Genomic DNA, 15,371 nt, shown 5'->3' with positions numbered 1-15,371 from the left:
CCTACACCGCCAACGTAATCATGATGTCCATGGGGTTCATCCTCATGGGCCTGCAAATCACCGGCTACTTCGTAGCCACCTGAGAGTTTAGGAGATCCAAATGTTCAACGCAGAAAAACCAAGCCTCGATGAGCTGCCGACTTCCGCGCAACTTATCCGTTCCACCGCCATCGCTGCAGCCAGCGCCGTTGCGATCCTTGTGACCGTGGTGCTTCCCGCCGAATATAACATCGATCCGACAGGGATCGGCGGCGTTCTCGGGCTGAGCGAGATGGGCGAGATCAAGACCCAGCTCGCGGAGGAGGCCGAGGCCGACAAGGTGATGCAGCTTGAAGGGCAAGAGCAATCGAGCCTTATCAACGATATCTTCGGACTTTTTGTCGGTGCCGCCCACGCGCAGGAGGCCGAAGTCTGGCGCGACGAAACCACCTTTACGCTGGCACCCGGTGACAGTGCCGAGTGGAAGCTGGTCATGGAAGAGGGCCAGACGGTGGAATACCGGATGCTCGTCGAAGGCGGTCGGGTGAATTTCGACTTGCACGGCCACGGCGGCGGCAATTCGGTGACCTATGAAAAGGGCCGCGGCTCGACGGGCGATGAGGGCGAGATCATTGCGGCATTCGACGGCGAGCACGGCTGGTTCTGGCGAAATCGCGACAGCCAGCCCGCAACCGTGACTGTCCAGGTCCGCGGCGAATACACCGAATTCAAAGACGCAAGTTGACACAAGGGCAGCCATCGGCATGAAAGGATGCGGGTGGCTGCCTGGCTCCGAAGCAGGCCTTGGATGAGTATGTAAATCTCGACTCGAATTTTCCTCTGAAACTAACCTCCGGCATCCGTTGGCCGATCAGTGAGCACCCGAGGAGCAATGTCACGCCAGTGTTACAGGATACTTCTTGGGAAAACCGAACGCCCTGTTTTGCCACAGGTTTGTGGCCGGGGCAGAAACCACTCATCTTGGCACAGTGCCGGGTTCGATTTCCCATTTGCGTGGAAATCGGGCCAGGTTACGGGCTGCCTCCGCGAAGATACAATCGCCAACGGTTTCTCAGTCCGGGTCACAATAGATTAGATACAGCGCCTCGATCATCTGATGCACCCGCGGATCGGCGATACGATAGAAGATCGTCTGCCGATCGCGGCGCGTGGACACCATCCCGGCCTCGCGCAATCGGGCGAGATGCTGGCTAAGCGCCGATTGACTCAGTTCCAGCTGCGCCTGCAAGGCTCCGACCGATTGCTCGCCTTCCAGTAAGTGGCAGAGCACCATCAGTCTGTTGGAATTCGACAACAGCCCGAGGTGCACGGCGACTTCTGCCGCACGCGCCTGCAGAACCGGCAGCGACGGCCGGTTTTCATTTATATTAGTGTTGACTAATTTAGTCATGTCTTACATATAGCAGACGATACAGTGAACAACAATAGAAATAGACGAAAGGAGGCCCGTATGGGACCCGTCGTCACAACCGAATTCACGCCGTGGCTGTCGCTGTTCGGCGGCGCGCTGATCGGGCTCAGCGCCGTGATGGTCATGGGCTTGTTCGGCAAGATCGCGGGCATCACAGGGATCACCAAGGGGTTGACCGGATTGTTGCCCGGTGCCGGTGGACCCGACGACCGGGGCTGGCGGCTGTCGTTCCTGCTGGGTCTGATCGCGTCCCCTGTTGTCGTGCTGCTGGCGACCGGATCGTTCCCGCAGCAGACCGTGCCCGAGAACCTGCCCGGTATGGCCATCGCCGGACTGCTGGTCGGGGTTGGCACAGCGTTGGGATCGGGCTGCACGTCGGGGCACGGTGTGTGCGGCATTGCAAGATTGTCACCCCGGTCGCTGGTCGCGGTGAGCGTGTTTGTCGCCGCCGCCATCGTGACGACCACCCTGATCCGTCACGTATTTTAAGGAGCCTGTCATGCGTCCCATACTGGGTTTGATCGCCGGTTTGACCTTCGGCCTCGGGCTGATCCTGTCAGGCATGGCCGATCCTGCAAAAGTTCTGAACTTTCTCGACATCTTTGGGGTCTGGGATCCCAGTCTCGCCTTCGTCATGGGCGGTGCATCGATAACCGCCTTTGTCGGATACCGTTTGGTCTGGCGACAGAAGACCCCCATTGTCGGAACTCGATTCGACCTTCCAAAAGACGCCGAAATCGACACCCCCCTGCTGACCGGGGCCGCCATATTCGGCATCGGCTGGGGGCTTGGCGGCTTCTGTCCCGGTCCGGCCTGGACCGCTTTGGCGATGGGATCGGCCGGAATCCTCATGTTCCTGCCTGCCATGCTGATCGGCATCGTGCTGGGTGGAGCCGCGAAATCACTTTCCATCTTCAAAGTCAAAGGAGCCTGACCATGACAGACACCTCAAAACTTGACCAACCGATCGTGCGTCATTCGCCCTCGACCGGTGCGGGCAACCCCGATGTCTGGGGCATCTATGAACCCGATACCGGTTCAATCCAGTATATCTGTGCGGACCCCGCAACGAAGAAGGCCGCGTTGATCGACGTCGTGCTGAACTTCGATCCGGCCAGCTTCGCCACCGATACCCGTAGCATGGATCAGGTCCTTTCTCTGATTGATGAGCATGGTCTGACGGTGGAGTGGGTGCTGGATACGCATCCCCATGCCGATCACGCGATGGCATCGGCGCGGCTGAAAGACCGTACCGGCGCGCCCAATGCCATCGGCCAGAAAGTAAAAGAAATCGCCGACCTATGGCGCGGCATATACAACGCGCCGGACGCATTCGATCCCACCCGCGATTTCGACCGACTGTTTGCAGACGGCGATACGTTCAAGATCGGCGATCTGGAGGTTCGCGTGATGTTGTCGCCGGGCCATACGCTGGGGTCGATCACCTATATCTGCGGCAATGCGGCTTTCGTGCACGATACGTTCATGCAGCCCGACAGCGGCACCTCTCGCGCCGATTTTCCCGGTGGAAGCAGCGAAGAATTGTGGGACTCATTGCAGGCCATCTTGGCGTTGCCCGGCAACACGCGCCTGTTCATCGGCCATGACTACGGTGCCGAAGGCCGGGATGAGCCGGAATGGGAAGCGCGTGTCGACGATCACAAGGCGCATAACATCCACGTGGGCGGTGATACCGACAAGGCGACGTATGTCGAAACGCGCGACAGCCGCGACGCGACCCTAGCCCTGCCTGACCGGATGCTGGCCGTTTTGCAGATCAACCTGCGCGGCGGGCGGCTGCCGGACGCCGAAAGCGACGGGGCGCATTATCTGAAATTGCCCGTCGATAAATTCTAAAGGAGATATCCATGACCAAATCCATGAAAGACCTGGTGGCGGACGCCAAGACCCGTGTCGAAACCATCCGCCCCGGCGATGCGCAAGCCGCACAGGCGCGCGGCGATCTGATCCTCGACGTCCGCGAACCGTCCGAGCTGGACAGCGATGGCGCGGTTGACGGAGCGATCCACATCCCCCGTGGGCTTCTGGAGTCCCAGGCCGATCCGGACACCGGCAAGGGGCATGACGCTCTGGTGGCGTTGCGCCATTCGGAAGGATGCGTGCATGTCCTGTGTGCGTCGGGTGCCCGCGCCGCGCTGGCGGCCGATACGCTCACGACAATGGGCTATAGTGCCAAGGTCATCGACGGCGGTCTGGGCGGCTGGAAAGAGGCCGGGCTGCCCATCAAGTCTTGAGAAACGTGCCCAACCTGACCCGATACCTGCCGGTGCTGGACTGGGGCCGCAGCTACGACCGTGACAAGCTGAGCGGCGATCTGGTCGCGGCGGTGATCGTCACGATCATGCTGATTCCGCAATCGCTGGCTTATGCATTGCTGGCGGGACTGCCCCCTGAGGCGGGGATCTATGCCTCGATCCTGCCCATCGTGCTTTATGCCATCTTCGGCACCTCGCGCACGCTGGCAGTCGGGCCGGTGGCCGTGGTGTCTTTGATGACGGCGGCGGCCATCGGCAAGCTCAGCGATCAGGGCATCGACTATGTCACCGCAGCCCTGACACTGGCGTTTCTGTCCGGTGCCTTCCTGCTGATCCTCGGACTGTTCCGGCTGGGGTTTCTGGCAAACTTCCTGTCGCATCCGGTGATCGCCGGGTTCATCACCGCCAGCGGTATCCTGATTGCCACCAGCCAGCTGAAGCACATCCTCGGCGTCAAAGCCTCCGGCGACACGCTGATCGAGATGCTGCACGGGTTATGGTCGGTTCTCGGCACGATCAACTGGATCACGGTTCTGCTGGGCGTAACCGCGACGGCATTCCTGTTCTGGGTGCGCAAAGGCCTCAAGCCGCTGCTGCAGCGGATCGGTCTTAGCAAGACGTTGGCTGAAATGGGGGCCAAGGCCGGGCCGGTCTTTGCCGTTCTGGCCACGACGCTGGCGGTCTGGGCCTTTGGCCTTGCGGACCGCGGCGTCGACATCGTCGGTGCAGTACCCCAGGCGCTGCCGCCCCTGACGCTGCCGTCATTCCAGCCGGACGTTCTGGTCGCGATGATCGGGCCCGCCATCCTGATCTCGATCATCGGCTTCGTTGAATCGATCTCGGTCGCGCAGACGCTTGCCGCCAAGCGTCGTCAGCGCATCGATCCGGACCAGGAGCTGATTGGTCTGGGCGCGGCCAACCTTGGTGCAGCGTTCACGGGCGGCTTTCCGGTCACCGGCGGGTTCTCGCGGTCCGTGGTGAACTTCGACGCAGGGGCACGCACACCCGCTGCGGGGGCCTACACTGCCGTAGGATTGGCCATTGCCGCGCTGATGCTGACACCGCTGATCTATTTCCTGCCCAAGGCGACGCTGGCGGCGACGATCATCGTCGCGGTCCTCAGCCTTGTCGATTTCTCGATCCTGAAACGCAGCTGGGTCTATTCCAAGGCCGATTTCGCCGCCGTGTCGGCGACGATCCTGTTGACGCTCACCCTCGGGGTTGAAGTCGGCGTGTCGGCGGGGGTGCTGATCTCGATCCTCATCCACCTCTACAAATCCTCGCGTCCGCATATGGCGGTGGTGGGTCAGGTGCCAGGCACTGAACACTATCGCAACGTCGACCGACATAACGTGACGCTGCATGACGGCATCCTGTCGGTGCGCGTGGACGAAAGCCTGTATTTTGCCAATGCCCGCAACCTCGAAGACCGCATCTATGACATGATCGCCGACCGCGACGACCTGCACCACGTGATCCTGATGTGCTCCGCGGTGAACGAGATCGACATGAGTGCACTCGAAAGCCTTGAGGCGATCAACACACGGCTGGGCACGCGAGATATTAAGTTCCACCTCAGCGAAGTGAAGGGGCCAGTGATGGACGGCCTGAAGAAAACCCACTTTCTGTCCGATCTCACGGGCCGGGTTTTCCTGACGCAGCACCGCGCGGTGCAGGCCCTGTGCAATGGTTCCACCAATCAATTCTCACCATCCAATGATGGAGTGTCCCTATGAAACGCCGCCGGTTCCTCACCCTCACCGCTGCCACTCTCGCCACGCCAGCCTTGCTGACCCGCCGCGCGGTCGCCGCAGAACCCGGTGCGCCTTTGCCGATCCCCCAAGTGATGGAGGTCGGGCCCGGCGCGGGCAATACCCTGACCGCGATGAAAGGCACGCGCGAATTCATGTCGGGCGCCGCATCCGATACGCTAGGCTATGAGCAGGATTATCTGGGTCCGCTGCTGAGGTTTCAGCGTGGACGCACGGCAAATATCGACGTGGTCAATCGCACCGATGATCCCATCACCGCGCACTGGCATGGCATGCACGTGCCCGGACATCTCGACGGCGGGCCGCAACTGGCCTTTGATCCGGGCAGGACCTGGTCGCCCGAGTTGCCGGTGGATCATCCCGCCGCGACGCTCTGGTATCACAGCCATGTCCACGGGCGCACCGCCGATCAGGTCTATCGCGGCCTTGCAGGCATGATCATCATCGACGATCCCGATGCGGTCGATCCGCTGCCCCGCGATTACGGCACGAACGATTTCCCGCTGATCGTGCAAGACCGCAATTTCGACCGGTCCGGCCGCATGTCTTACGATCCTGGCATGATGGACAGGATGCAGGGGTTCCGCGGCACTGAGATGCTGGTCAACGGCGCGATCCGACCTACACTGACGGTGCCCGCCGGGCTGGTGCGCCTGCGTCTGCTCAATGCCTCGAACGCCCGGATGTATGATTTCAGCTTCAACGACGGGCGTCAGTTCCACCAGGTCGCCAGCGATGGCGGGCTCCTGCCCGCGCCGATCGCCATGAATGGCCTGCGCCTGGCCCCGGCGGAGCGGGCCGAGATCGTCGTTAATTTCACGGACCGGTCAGCTGTCCGGTTGGTTTCACGCAATGTCAGCAGCGGCGGCATGATGGGCGGCGGTGGCATGATGAATGGCGGCGGCAAGATGGGCAGCGGAAGCGATGACGCCCCGTTTGAGATCATGTCGTTTGACGTGGGCGATGCCGCAGAGACCGGGCCCGCGACACTACCTGCGTCTTTGCCGTCTGATTTGCCCGATCTCGGCGCTCCGGTCCGCACCCGCGATTTCACACTGAACGTCCATACAGGGTCGATGATGGGCGGCATGTTCAACAATCTGATCGGCCGCGACGGTCAGATCATGGGCATCAACGGGGAGTCCTACGACATGGGGAGCATCGACCTGGCCGTTCCCATGGGCGAGACCGAGTTGTGGCGCATAAACGCTGATATGATGGTGCATCCGTTCCACGTGCACGGCACGTCGTTTCAGGTCGTGACGATGGGCGGTCGGGCGGTCGATCCGGCGCGGATCGGCATGAAGGACGTGGTGTTGGTCGACGGCCCCACCGAAATCCTCGTCCGCTTCGACAAACGGGCCGAGAAAGAAACCCCATTCATGTACCACTGCCACATTCTCGAACATGAGGATGCGGGCATGATGGGACAGTTCACGGTCGGATAGGAAGGGTCGAAGCAATGGAAAAGCGCGATCATTGGAACAGCGTCTACGCCACAAAGTCCGAGGAGACGGTGTCGTGGTTTCAGAATGACGCTCAGCCGAGCCTCGATCTGATCCTGACCCATCGGGATGCTGCGGCGCGGGGTATTGTCGATATCGGCGCAGGGACGTCGCGGCTGGTGGACCGGTTGCTGGACAACGGCGTCGAAGATGTGACGTTGCTGGACCTGTCGGACAGAAGTTTCGATGTGGTCCGGGATCGTCTGATCGGGCGGGACGTGCAGCCGACCTTTGTTGTGCAGGACGTCACGGACTGGCGGCCCGCGCGTACATCAGGCGTCTGGCATGACCGGGCGGCGTTTCATTTCTTGACCAACCGCGCATCTCAGGATGCCTATTTATCGGCTCTGAAATTGGCAACCACGCCTGGCTCGATTGTGATCATGGCCACATTCGCCGAAGACGGCCCCGAGCGGTGCAGCGGTCTGCCGGTGCAGCGTTATTCCTCCGAGGCCCTTTCTGCGCGCGTTGGGCCATCGTTTCAACCGCTGGAAACGCGAAAGGTGGGCCACCGGACACCCGGAGGCGTAACCCAAAGCTTTCAGTACTCGGTATTCGAGGCGGTGTGAGTCTACAGGATGCCGCCCCATTCAGAATGAAAAAGGAAAGTCTCATGACCCTTGGCGCGATGGCCGGATTTGCCGATTGTGCCAGTCCCCCACCGATCGAACCGGCCAGCCGCGCAATTACACTGTTGCACATTCCACCACTCCCCGGCTTTTACGGAGCGACCACTGACGGACCCTATCCGATTTCCCGCCGCTCCAGACGGCATTTTTGTCACTCGACCTCTGGCAACAGGAGGTGGCCACGGCGTATGCGCCAGAGTGGCGAGGATTAAATGGTCACCGGAGCTTGCGCCTTGCTCGGTAGCAAACGGAGGTATGGATCCGGTGCCCGGATATCCGTTAGACGCGCGGGCGCTTCATCTTTTCGAGAACGACGTCGATCCGCTTTACCGTATCCACGGATGTGCCTCGGGGCGGGAGCTTGGAAAGGCTGCCTCGTCGGGCTGCATTCGTAGGTTCAATCAGGATGCCATCGACCTCCATGATCGCGCCATCCACAGCACTTCTGTGATCGTCCTGCATTCGATGAAGCCAGCAGAGTTGGCTGGACTTTATTAGACGATGTCGAGTCCTGAATGACTTGAGCCAGTTAAACGCAAATGCTGTCGGTAGCCCTATACGACTTGCTTGAAATCCCGATTGGAAGAGGCATACGGGCTGCTCAATGTCAACGACCATGCACCGTGAAGAAATCGAGTACTCGCCCCGCCATCTGCTCGGTAAAATGCTCGTCTCCGATATGGGATCCCGAAATCTGCATCAACTCGGACGGGCTTCCGATCGCGCGACTAGTCTCGATCATTGGACCGGCATGGACGTCTATCGGCAGTAACGCGTCGTCCGAACTAGCGACAGCCAGAAGCGGAATGCGGTTTTCGGAAAAGCTGTGGAAGTCGTTCAGCGGATCGTGACCCTTGCTCGCCTGCTCGAACGGGAAGTGCTGTGTGACGTTGTAAGCCGCGTCGATCCGGGCGCGGCGGTCAGACGGACTTGCATGGATTTTAGTAAGGTTCATTACGCCGGCGACCGTGGCAACTGCACGCACCGGATGCGGGAAGAGACCCCGCCATGTCATCAGCAAAGCGGGAATCGCGCCCATCGAAATTCCCAGGGAGAATAGCCGCCCGTCCCAGTCCATGCGTTCGATTGCCTTGCCGCACATGCGGGCGCAATAGGCAAGCGCCTGATCGTTGCCGTAGGTCTCGGGCCCGGCATCCGCACTGCGCAGGATCGTCCAGCCCGCTCGCTGCATAGCACCGAACATGATCCATGGCGCGTCGTTCTGCCGTCCCATTTCGGGGACGCCACCCAACCTATGAGACAGATAAATCAGCGGCCGGGGACCGGAGCCAACGGCGGGGAGCAAAGTGCTTTCGCCTTTGGGGTCGGGAATGCCGATCGGTAACGGCAAGGCCGTTTGGCCCAGGGCGGGCATTGCCAGCACACCGGCTGAAACGCCTGAGACGAAAGTGCGTCTGTACATTTAACTCTCCGTTTGCCTGACAAAGATGAAAATAGCTCGTGTTTCCATCACTCTCCCGGTCTTCTGGCAGCCCGTCGGCGGAAGCGGAATGATCATTACCGTCGGTCGAAATGCAGGCTGACCGTTTCGCCGCCCCCTTCGCGCGCCGCGAACGTCAGTCGGCCGCCGAGGCGCTTCACGGCGGTCTCCACGATTGCAAGGCCCAGTCCGCTACCGTTTTCGGTCGCACCTACCCCACGGAAGAACCTGTCAGTTATTTTCTCCCGATCATCGTTCGCAATGCCGGGACCCCGGTCCATCACGACAATGCGGAGGTACTCATTCAGAGCCTCCATCGTTATCTCGACAGTACTATCCGCAGGTGCTACGGCAATGGCATTCTCGATCACGTTGCGAAGCGCCGCTGTCAAAAGGATGGGATCACTTTCTTTTATCACGGGGCGCGCATCAGGCAAACTTACTGCGACGCGTTTTTTCGCGGCGCGGCGGGACAGATCATCCACGACATCGTGCAGAACCGCCGACACATCGACGGGCTCAAGTTTGCTAACGTCCGTACTGTCTACGAGTGCCAGCGCAAGGAGTTGACGCACCATTCGATCAGTCCGATCGACGCCATACTGGATGCGCTCAAGCGCACCGGTGCGCGTTTCCTGATCGGGAGCCTTCAGCGCGACCTGTGCCTGTGTCTTGATCCCAGCGAGGGGCGTCTTCAGCTCATGAGCGGCGAAAGCGGTGAACGCTTTCTCTCTGTCTCGCGCGGCGCTGACGCGGCCGAAGAGACCGTTTAATGCCGCGCCGACTGGCCGGATTTCCCGCGGCAGGGTTTCTGCGGCGACAGGCGAAAGATTGTCTGCTGTGCGTTGCGAAAGACCAGTGGCCAATCGCTCAAGCGGCAGGAGTCCCCGCTGCACACTGAGCCAGATCAGGCCTGCAAGCAACGGCAGGATTACTAACGCCGGCAGAATGAGCCCTCTCGTCACGTCACGCACCAACCGGTCGCGCACGGTGTGGCTATCGCCAACCATGACGCGCACACCGAGGACCTCGTTAACCACCGAATAGACGCGCCACTTCTCGCCATCGACTGTATTGTCGGCAAAGCCAGTATCCAAAGAGGAAAGCTGCCCCTCGGGAGCGCTGCCGGAACGGCCCACGAGTGTACCGTCCAGTGACCAGATCTGACAGGACAGCCTGTGAGAATATTCAGCGCCGAGGCGGTCGTCCGCGGCGGGAATGTCCGTCACGATGGTGGCCGCACGTGCGACGTCAATGCGCTGGTCCGAGATAAGGGAAGAAACCATCTGTCCCGCTTCGGCCAGCCGCGCGTCAAGAACACGTCCCACGTCCGCGCGGGTGGATTGCTGGATCCAGAAGAACGCCGAACACCAGATTGCCCCCGTTGCCATCATCAAAATTGCAAAGAGCCGGACGCGGATCGAATTCATACGACCTCCTTTCGCACCTTGTATCCGGCACCACGTACGGTCTCGATAAAGGACGCGCCCAATTTAGCGCGCAGATTGTGGACATGCACTTCGACCGCGTTGCTCTCTACACCCTCCTGCCAGCCGTAGAGGCGCTCTTCGAGGGTGGATTTCGACAGGATCGCACCCGGCCGTTCGAGCAAGGCGCGCAAGATCACAAACTCGCGCGGGGAAAAACTGATGTCTTGACCACCGAGGCTGCCGGACATCCTCGCGGGATCGACGCTCAGACCGTTCCATTCAAGCCTTGCCTGCGCACGTCCTTCCGACCGTCGCACTATGGAGCGCAGGCGCGCAGCCACCTCGTCCAGATCGAAGGGTTTGCCGAGATAGTCGTCCGCACCAAGATCGAGGCCCGCAATCCGGTCCCGAATTTGATCCAGGGCTGTCAACAACAAAGTAGGAGTGGCGTCGTGCTCTTCGCGCATGCCGGAGAGGATATCGAGGCCGGAGCCATCCGGGAGCAAAATATCGAGGACCACGGCGGCAAACCCGCCCTGCGAAAGTGCTGCCTTTGCATCTGCGCAGGTTTCGACCAGTTCCGGCGTGAAGCCCGACAGGCGCAGGCCAACCGTCAGGCCATTGGCCAGCGTCGCGTCGTCTTCGACAATCAGTATCCGCACGTTCTGATCTCCTTTCCGGCGAATTAGGCAAATGTACTGTCAGCCTTAAGCCCTGCTTAAGGCTGGAGGGCAATTTGAGCGACATGAAAATGACCCTGATACTGTTCCGCGCCACCCAGAGCGCGCTGATCGCCCTGCTTGCAGTGGTGATTGCCCTCATGTCCGCATCGCCGATGGCGGCTCAATCTTCAATCTTCTCGTCTGATCGACCGCTCCCTGCGCAAGAAGCATTTGCACTCAGCGTTTCCGAGCAACCCGACGGAACGCGCATTCTGTCTTGGGAAATTGCCGAGGGATACTACCTCTACCGCGATAAACTAGGCGCACAAAGTGAGAGTGGAACGCCGATTCCACTGCAGACGCCAGCGGGAGCCTCGATGGACGATCCGACATTCGGGTCGGTCGAGATTTACTCGAGTAGCGCACAAGCGGTCATGGGACCGGTGGATGGCCCCGTGACCGTGACATGGCAGGGCTGTCAGAACGGCGGCATCTGCTATCCTCCGGTTTCTGAAACCTTGGCCGCTGTCGAAGGCACCTCAACGGCCCCTGTGAGCGACGGCGTGGCACTGGCGCAAGACAACGGTATGATCGAGGGACTGCATGCACGCGGCGGCACCTTGATGGTATTAGCCGGGTTCTTGGGGTTCGGGCTGCTGCTGGCGTTCACACCATGCGTGTTCCCCATGTTCCCGATCCTCGCGGGGATATTGACGGGACAGGGCCGTGACCTGACAGTCCGGCGCGGTGCCGCCCTTTCCGGGGTTTATGTTCTGGCCATGGCGTCCGCCTTCGGTCTGCTCGGCGTTGCGGCAGCCTGGTCGGGACAGAACCTGCAGATCGTGCTGCAATCGCCTGCGGCCGTCTACGGTGTTGCCGCGATTTTTGTGGTTCTGGCCTTGTCGATGTTCGGACTGTTCGAAGTGCAACTGCCCGCCGCATGGACACGGCGCCTGTCCTCTGCCGGAGCGAGCCGGGGTGGGACTTTTGGTGGGGCGGCGACGCTCGGCTTTACCTCGGCGCTGATCGTGGGGCCTTGCGTGACCGCACCGTTGGCGGGCGCGCTCTTGTACATCGCCGGCACGGGAGATGTCACCCTTGGGGCCGGTGCGCTGTTCGCACTGGGGCTGGGGCAAGGCATCCCGCTGATGATTGCCGGTACGCTTGGCACACAGGTGCTGCCGCGGGCGGGCGGATGGATGGACGGGGTGAAGCGTCTGTTCGGTCTCATCTTTCTCGGCATGGCGATCTGGCTGATCGGACGACTTATGCCAGGGCCGGTGATCCTCGCACTTTGGGCGACATTGCTGATTGGGGCAGGGGTGTTCGCAGGTGCAATGGACCTGCTGCCCAAAGAGGCCGACATGGGACGCCGGGGTGTAAAAACTCTCGCAGTCCTGTCGATGCTTACCGGTGCGATCATGGCCGTCGGCGCGGCCTTGGGAGGCAACGATCCGCTGCGCCCGTTGGCAGTGTTGCAGAACGGCATTGCAGGGCCAACCAACGAACAGATTGCCTTCCATACGGTGACGACGCCCGATGCACTGGACGCGGCACTTGCCGGCGAACCCGATGCGCCCGCATTGGTCTATGTCACTGCGGACTGGTGCGTAACTTGCCGGGTCATCGAACGCGACGTCTGGTCAGATGCGAGCGTGCAGGCGGCACTGGCTGATGTGAACCTGATCGCGGTGGACGTGACGGATTTCGGTGAGGACGGGCAGCGTATGCTGGATCGGTTGGCAGCGGTCGGACCACCGACCATGGTCTTTCTGGACCGTAACAGGGTTGAGCGCTCGGGCACACGCATCGTTGGCGATACCGGTCCTCGCGCCGTGCAGGCCGCGGTGGAGGCAGTCCGATGAACGCGATCTCCATCGGTCCGTTCGTATTTTCCAATGACCGTTTTATCGCGGTTTTGACGGTCATTGCGTTTCTTGGCGTCGCCGAGCTCCTCGCATGGCGGAACCGTGGCCGCCGCGATGCGATCCACCGTTGGACCGGTGCCGTTTTCGTAATCTGGGTCATCACCGCGCGACTTGGCTACGTGGTCGCACATTGGGACGTTTTTGCGTCCGCGCCGCTAAGCGTCTTTGCGATCTGGCAAGGTGGCTTCGACATCCGGGCTGGAACGTTCGGCCTCGGTGCAACGCTGTTCGCGGCCTTCCTCAGTCAATCCCGCGCCGGTGGTCCCGTCCTCGGCAGTGTCGGCATGGCGTTTCTTGTCTTTACCGTCGCGACTTTGTTGTTACCGGATGAGACGCGGGGACGGCTTCCCATCACTGCATTCGAGGATCTATCCGGTGCGCCGATCTCGCTGGCAAACCGCGACGTGCCTGTTGTTCTGAACCTTTGGGCGACGTGGTGCCCGCCGTGCCGCCGCGAGATGCCGATGATGACTGATGTGGCGCAATCCCAGGGCGACGTCGATATCATTTTCGCCAATCAGGGCGAGCGGGATAGCGTCATCGGCGAGTATCTCGTCCTGAACGATCTGCCTGCCGACGGAATGATCCGCGACCCGGACTCCGCCCTCATGCAAAAGTTCGGCATGCTCGGGCTGCCCAGTACCCTGTTTTTTGCGGCTGACGGCAGCCTCCAGGCCGTCCACACCGGAGAAATTTCGCGCGCGGCCTTGCTAGCGGCCATCGACGACCTGCGCCGGAAGGCCTCGCAATGAAATCGAATCATCAGAAAGGAGAACCAAGATGACTTATTTGAACCGTAGAAACATGCTGCTTGCGGGCGGTGTCGGCGGAACGGCGGCGCTGCTGGGTATGACGTTGATACCTCCCGCGCGGCAGCTCGAGGCGCAGGAGCTCACGGTCGAGGATGTTCTGTTCGACCCCGATAATCCAGTGCTCGGAAATCCACAGGGCAGCGTCACCATCGTGGAATTCTTCGATTACCAATGCCCCTATTGCAAGGCAAACCATCCCGTGTTGACCGAGGTTGTGGAAGAAGACGGCGATGTGCGCCTTGTGCTCAAGGACTGGCCGATTTTTGGCGCACCCTCCGTCCGTGCAACCCAGCTCGCTTTGGGCGCCGTGGACGTGGGCGGGTATGAGCTGGCCTTGGAAACCCTAATGGCAACGGAAGGGCGGCTTTCGGACGCGGCCATAGAGGAGGCGCTTGAGGAGGCGGGCCTCGATCCGACTGAACTGGATGCGGCCTATCGTGCCAATCGGGGTAAATGGGATGGGCTACTCTCACGCAACAGCTTTCAGGCCACGCAGCTGGGCCTGCGCGGTACGCCGGCGTTTATCATCGGTGCCTCGATCTATCCGGGTTCGATGGACCGTGAGGCCCTGCGCGAGGCTATTGAGGCAAGCCGCACATGAATATCACTACCCCGCCCATCCCTAAGACGACAGTATCTCTTTTGACCCGACGCTCGTTCATCGCGCTCGCCGGAGCGGGCGGTCTTGCGGCCTGCGCTCGCAAACCGTCTGCACCTCCGACACGGGCTGCGCCGCCCCCTGCGCCGGTATATCCGCCGCTGCCCGCCTTTTACGGCCCGATCACGACGGAGCCTTGGCCGATACCTGGCTTGCCCGATGGTATTATCGCGCCCCGCCTTTGGCGGCAGGAGGTGATCAATCCTTTCCCCGAGCGCGCTCGGGGCACTATCGTGATCGATCCCGACGCGGCGCTTTTGCATTTCGTACAGGGGCCGGATACCGCAATGCGCTACGGCGTCAGCGTGGGGGCGGCGGGTTTTGCGTGGGAGGGCGCGGCGCGCCTGCAATTCTGCCGGGAATGGCCACGATGGAAAGTGCCCGCGACGATGATCGCGCGGCAACCGAAGCTTGAGCCCTATTCCGTAGCCAACGGTGGCATGGATCCTGGACCGGACAACCCGATGGGCGCGCGGGCGCTATATCTGTTTCAGAACGGCAAGGACACGCTGTATCGTGTCCACGGCAGCGCATCCCCGCAGGAGTTGGGCAAGGCAGTTTCGTCCGGCTGCATCCGGATGCTCAACCATGATGTTATCGACCTGCACAAGCGTGCAGTGCATGGGTCTTCTGTGATCGTGTTGCCTTCGGCCAAGCCGATCAAAACGGATCGCGAGGCCGCATGATCCGGAAAGCGAGCAGTCCAGGTCTCGGAAAAATGCCGTCGAGGTAGGGCATTTAAGGTTCGCTTAGGCATTGCCAACTTGCTACCGCACCTTGGCGCGACTAGCGTTTTGTCATGAGGATACCATCTGAGATGCCGCGCCTGAAGGGCTATCGTTTCCCC

At 61.0% G+C, this 15,371-nt stretch carries 17 protein-coding genes; 13 read left to right on the top strand and 4 right to left on the bottom strand.

The genetic code is table 11. The features are described from left to right. Positions 1-100 precede the first annotated feature (100 nt). Positions 101-724, top strand: a complete 624-nt coding sequence (locus BUC08_RS23880) for a hypothetical protein (protein WP_037931831.1) — start codon at positions 101-103, stop codon at positions 722-724. 327 nt (positions 725-1,051) lie between these two features. Here BUC08_RS23880 and BUC08_RS23875 read toward each other — a convergent pair whose 3' ends face one another. Beyond that, positions 1,052-1,390: an ArsR/SmtB family transcription factor gene (locus BUC08_RS23875; protein ID WP_051694714.1), complete on the bottom strand. Its 339-nt coding sequence runs from the start codon at positions 1,388-1,390 to the stop codon at positions 1,052-1,054. A 60-nt stretch (positions 1,391-1,450) separates the two neighbouring features. Here BUC08_RS23875 and BUC08_RS23870 point away from each other — a divergent pair, with 60 nt between their 5' ends. The 8 genes from BUC08_RS23870 to BUC08_RS25195 all read left to right on the top strand — a co-directional run bounded on the left by BUC08_RS23870 (position 1,451) and on the right by BUC08_RS25195 (position 8,091). Continuing rightward, positions 1,451-1,900 carry a YeeE/YedE family protein gene (locus BUC08_RS23870; RefSeq protein ID WP_037931834.1) on the top strand — a complete coding sequence of 150 codons (450 nt, stop codon included), beginning with the start codon at positions 1,451-1,453 and terminating at the stop codon, positions 1,898-1,900. Between the two features lie 10 nt (positions 1,901-1,910). Continuing rightward, positions 1,911-2,345 (top strand): DUF6691 family protein, encoded by a 435-nt coding sequence (locus tag BUC08_RS23865; protein ID WP_037931837.1) that lies wholly within the window; start codon positions 1,911-1,913, stop codon positions 2,343-2,345. A 2-nt stretch (positions 2,346-2,347) separates the two neighbouring features. After that, positions 2,348-3,268, top strand: a complete 921-nt coding sequence (locus tag BUC08_RS23860; protein ID WP_037931840.1) for an MBL fold metallo-hydrolase — start codon at positions 2,348-2,350, stop codon at positions 3,266-3,268. Positions 3,269-3,279: 11 nt separating this feature from the next. Next, positions 3,280-3,666 (top strand): rhodanese-like domain-containing protein, encoded by a 387-nt coding sequence (locus BUC08_RS23855; protein ID WP_037931842.1) that lies wholly within the window; start codon positions 3,280-3,282, stop codon positions 3,664-3,666. 5 nt (positions 3,667-3,671) lie between these two features. Next, on the top strand, positions 3,672-5,423 hold the full coding sequence (locus tag BUC08_RS23850; RefSeq protein ID WP_037931845.1) for a SulP family inorganic anion transporter: 1,752 nt from the start codon (positions 3,672-3,674) through the stop codon (positions 5,421-5,423). Next, positions 5,420-6,907 carry a multicopper oxidase family protein gene (locus BUC08_RS23845; RefSeq protein ID WP_143186821.1) on the top strand — a complete coding sequence of 496 codons (1,488 nt, stop codon included), beginning with the start codon at positions 5,420-5,422 and terminating at the stop codon, positions 6,905-6,907. Before BUC08_RS23850 ends, BUC08_RS23845 begins: the two co-directional genes overlap by 4 nt. A 14-nt stretch (positions 6,908-6,921) precedes the next feature. After that, a complete protein-coding gene (locus tag BUC08_RS23840) occupies positions 6,922-7,533 on the top strand; it encodes a class I SAM-dependent methyltransferase (protein WP_037931848.1) in 612 nt (203 codons plus the stop codon). A 315-nt stretch (positions 7,534-7,848) separates the two neighbouring features. Then, positions 7,849-8,091, top strand: coding sequence for a L,D-transpeptidase (locus BUC08_RS25195; RefSeq protein WP_051694715.1), 243 nt, complete (start codon positions 7,849-7,851; stop codon positions 8,089-8,091). A 109-nt stretch (positions 8,092-8,200) separates the two neighbouring features. On the opposite strand, the gene BUC08_RS23830 is transcribed toward BUC08_RS25195, so the two are convergent. From BUC08_RS23830 to BUC08_RS23820, 3 genes are all read right to left on the bottom strand, one after another. Then, complete coding sequence (locus BUC08_RS23830) at positions 8,201-9,016, bottom strand: alpha/beta hydrolase family protein (protein ID WP_037931851.1); 816 nt, start codon at positions 9,014-9,016, stop codon at positions 8,201-8,203. Between the two features lie 95 nt (positions 9,017-9,111). Further along, complete coding sequence (locus BUC08_RS23825; protein WP_037931853.1) at positions 9,112-10,464, bottom strand: ATP-binding protein; 1,353 nt, start codon at positions 10,462-10,464, stop codon at positions 9,112-9,114. After that, entirely contained in the window at positions 10,461-11,126 is a 666-nt protein-coding gene (locus BUC08_RS23820; protein WP_037239933.1) for a winged helix-turn-helix domain-containing protein, read from the bottom strand. Before BUC08_RS23820 ends, BUC08_RS23825 begins: the two co-directional genes overlap by 4 nt. A gap of 83 nt (positions 11,127-11,209) precedes the next feature. Between BUC08_RS23820 and dsbD the strand changes: the two genes are divergently transcribed. The 4 genes from dsbD (at position 11,210) to BUC08_RS25075 (ending at position 15,210) form a co-directional block, all read left to right on the top strand. Next, a complete protein-coding gene (gene dsbD, locus BUC08_RS23815) occupies positions 11,210-12,991 on the top strand; it encodes a protein-disulfide reductase DsbD (protein WP_037931855.1) in 1,782 nt (593 codons plus the stop codon). Beyond that, positions 12,988-13,806: a TlpA disulfide reductase family protein gene (locus BUC08_RS23810; protein WP_037931858.1), complete on the top strand. Its 819-nt coding sequence runs from the start codon at positions 12,988-12,990 to the stop codon at positions 13,804-13,806. Before dsbD ends, BUC08_RS23810 begins: the two co-directional genes overlap by 4 nt. A 28-nt stretch (positions 13,807-13,834) precedes the next feature. Beyond that, complete coding sequence (locus tag BUC08_RS23805) at positions 13,835-14,467, top strand: DsbA family protein (RefSeq protein ID WP_037931861.1); 633 nt, start codon at positions 13,835-13,837, stop codon at positions 14,465-14,467. Between the two features lie 290 nt (positions 14,468-14,757). Further along, positions 14,758-15,210, top strand: coding sequence for a L,D-transpeptidase (locus tag BUC08_RS25075; RefSeq protein WP_229944745.1), 453 nt, complete (start codon positions 14,758-14,760; stop codon positions 15,208-15,210). The last annotated feature ends 161 nt before the right edge of the window (positions 15,211-15,371 follow it).

Source organism: Pseudosulfitobacter pseudonitzschiae (assembly GCF_900129395.1).
GTDB classification, from domain to species: domain Bacteria; phylum Pseudomonadota; class Alphaproteobacteria; order Rhodobacterales; family Rhodobacteraceae; genus Pseudosulfitobacter; species Pseudosulfitobacter pseudonitzschiae.
This window is presented reverse-complemented; position numbering and strand designations above follow the sequence as displayed.

Excerpts from the sequence above, each read along its gene's own strand:
- BUC08_RS23880 (WP_037931831.1), top strand. The coding sequence starts at position 101 with ATGTTCAACGCAGAAAAACCAAGCCTCGATGAGCTGCCGACTTCCGCG.
- BUC08_RS23875 (WP_051694714.1), bottom strand. The coding sequence starts at position 1,390 with ATGACTAAATTAGTCAACACTAATATAAATGAAAACCGGCCGTCGCTG.
- BUC08_RS23870 (WP_037931834.1), top strand. The coding sequence starts at position 1,451 with ATGGGACCCGTCGTCACAACCGAATTCACGCCGTGGCTGTCGCTGTTC.
- BUC08_RS23865 (WP_037931837.1), top strand. The coding sequence starts at position 1,911 with ATGCGTCCCATACTGGGTTTGATCGCCGGTTTGACCTTCGGCCTCGGG.
- BUC08_RS23860 (WP_037931840.1), top strand. The coding sequence starts at position 2,348 with ATGACAGACACCTCAAAACTTGACCAACCGATCGTGCGTCATTCGCCC.
- BUC08_RS23855 (WP_037931842.1), top strand. The coding sequence starts at position 3,280 with ATGACCAAATCCATGAAAGACCTGGTGGCGGACGCCAAGACCCGTGTC.
- BUC08_RS23845 (WP_143186821.1), top strand. The coding sequence starts at position 5,420 with ATGAAACGCCGCCGGTTCCTCACCCTCACCGCTGCCACTCTCGCCACG.
- BUC08_RS23840 (WP_037931848.1), top strand. The coding sequence starts at position 6,922 with ATGGAAAAGCGCGATCATTGGAACAGCGTCTACGCCACAAAGTCCGAG.
- BUC08_RS25195 (WP_051694715.1), top strand. The coding sequence starts at position 7,849 with ATGGATCCGGTGCCCGGATATCCGTTAGACGCGCGGGCGCTTCATCTT.
- BUC08_RS23830 (WP_037931851.1), bottom strand. The coding sequence starts at position 9,016 with ATGTACAGACGCACTTTCGTCTCAGGCGTTTCAGCCGGTGTGCTGGCA.
- BUC08_RS23825 (WP_037931853.1), bottom strand. The coding sequence starts at position 10,464 with ATGAATTCGATCCGCGTCCGGCTCTTTGCAATTTTGATGATGGCAACG.
- dsbD (WP_037931855.1), top strand. The coding sequence starts at position 11,210 with ATGAAAATGACCCTGATACTGTTCCGCGCCACCCAGAGCGCGCTGATC.
- BUC08_RS23810 (WP_037931858.1), top strand. The coding sequence starts at position 12,988 with ATGAACGCGATCTCCATCGGTCCGTTCGTATTTTCCAATGACCGTTTT.
- BUC08_RS23805 (WP_037931861.1), top strand. The coding sequence starts at position 13,835 with ATGACTTATTTGAACCGTAGAAACATGCTGCTTGCGGGCGGTGTCGGC.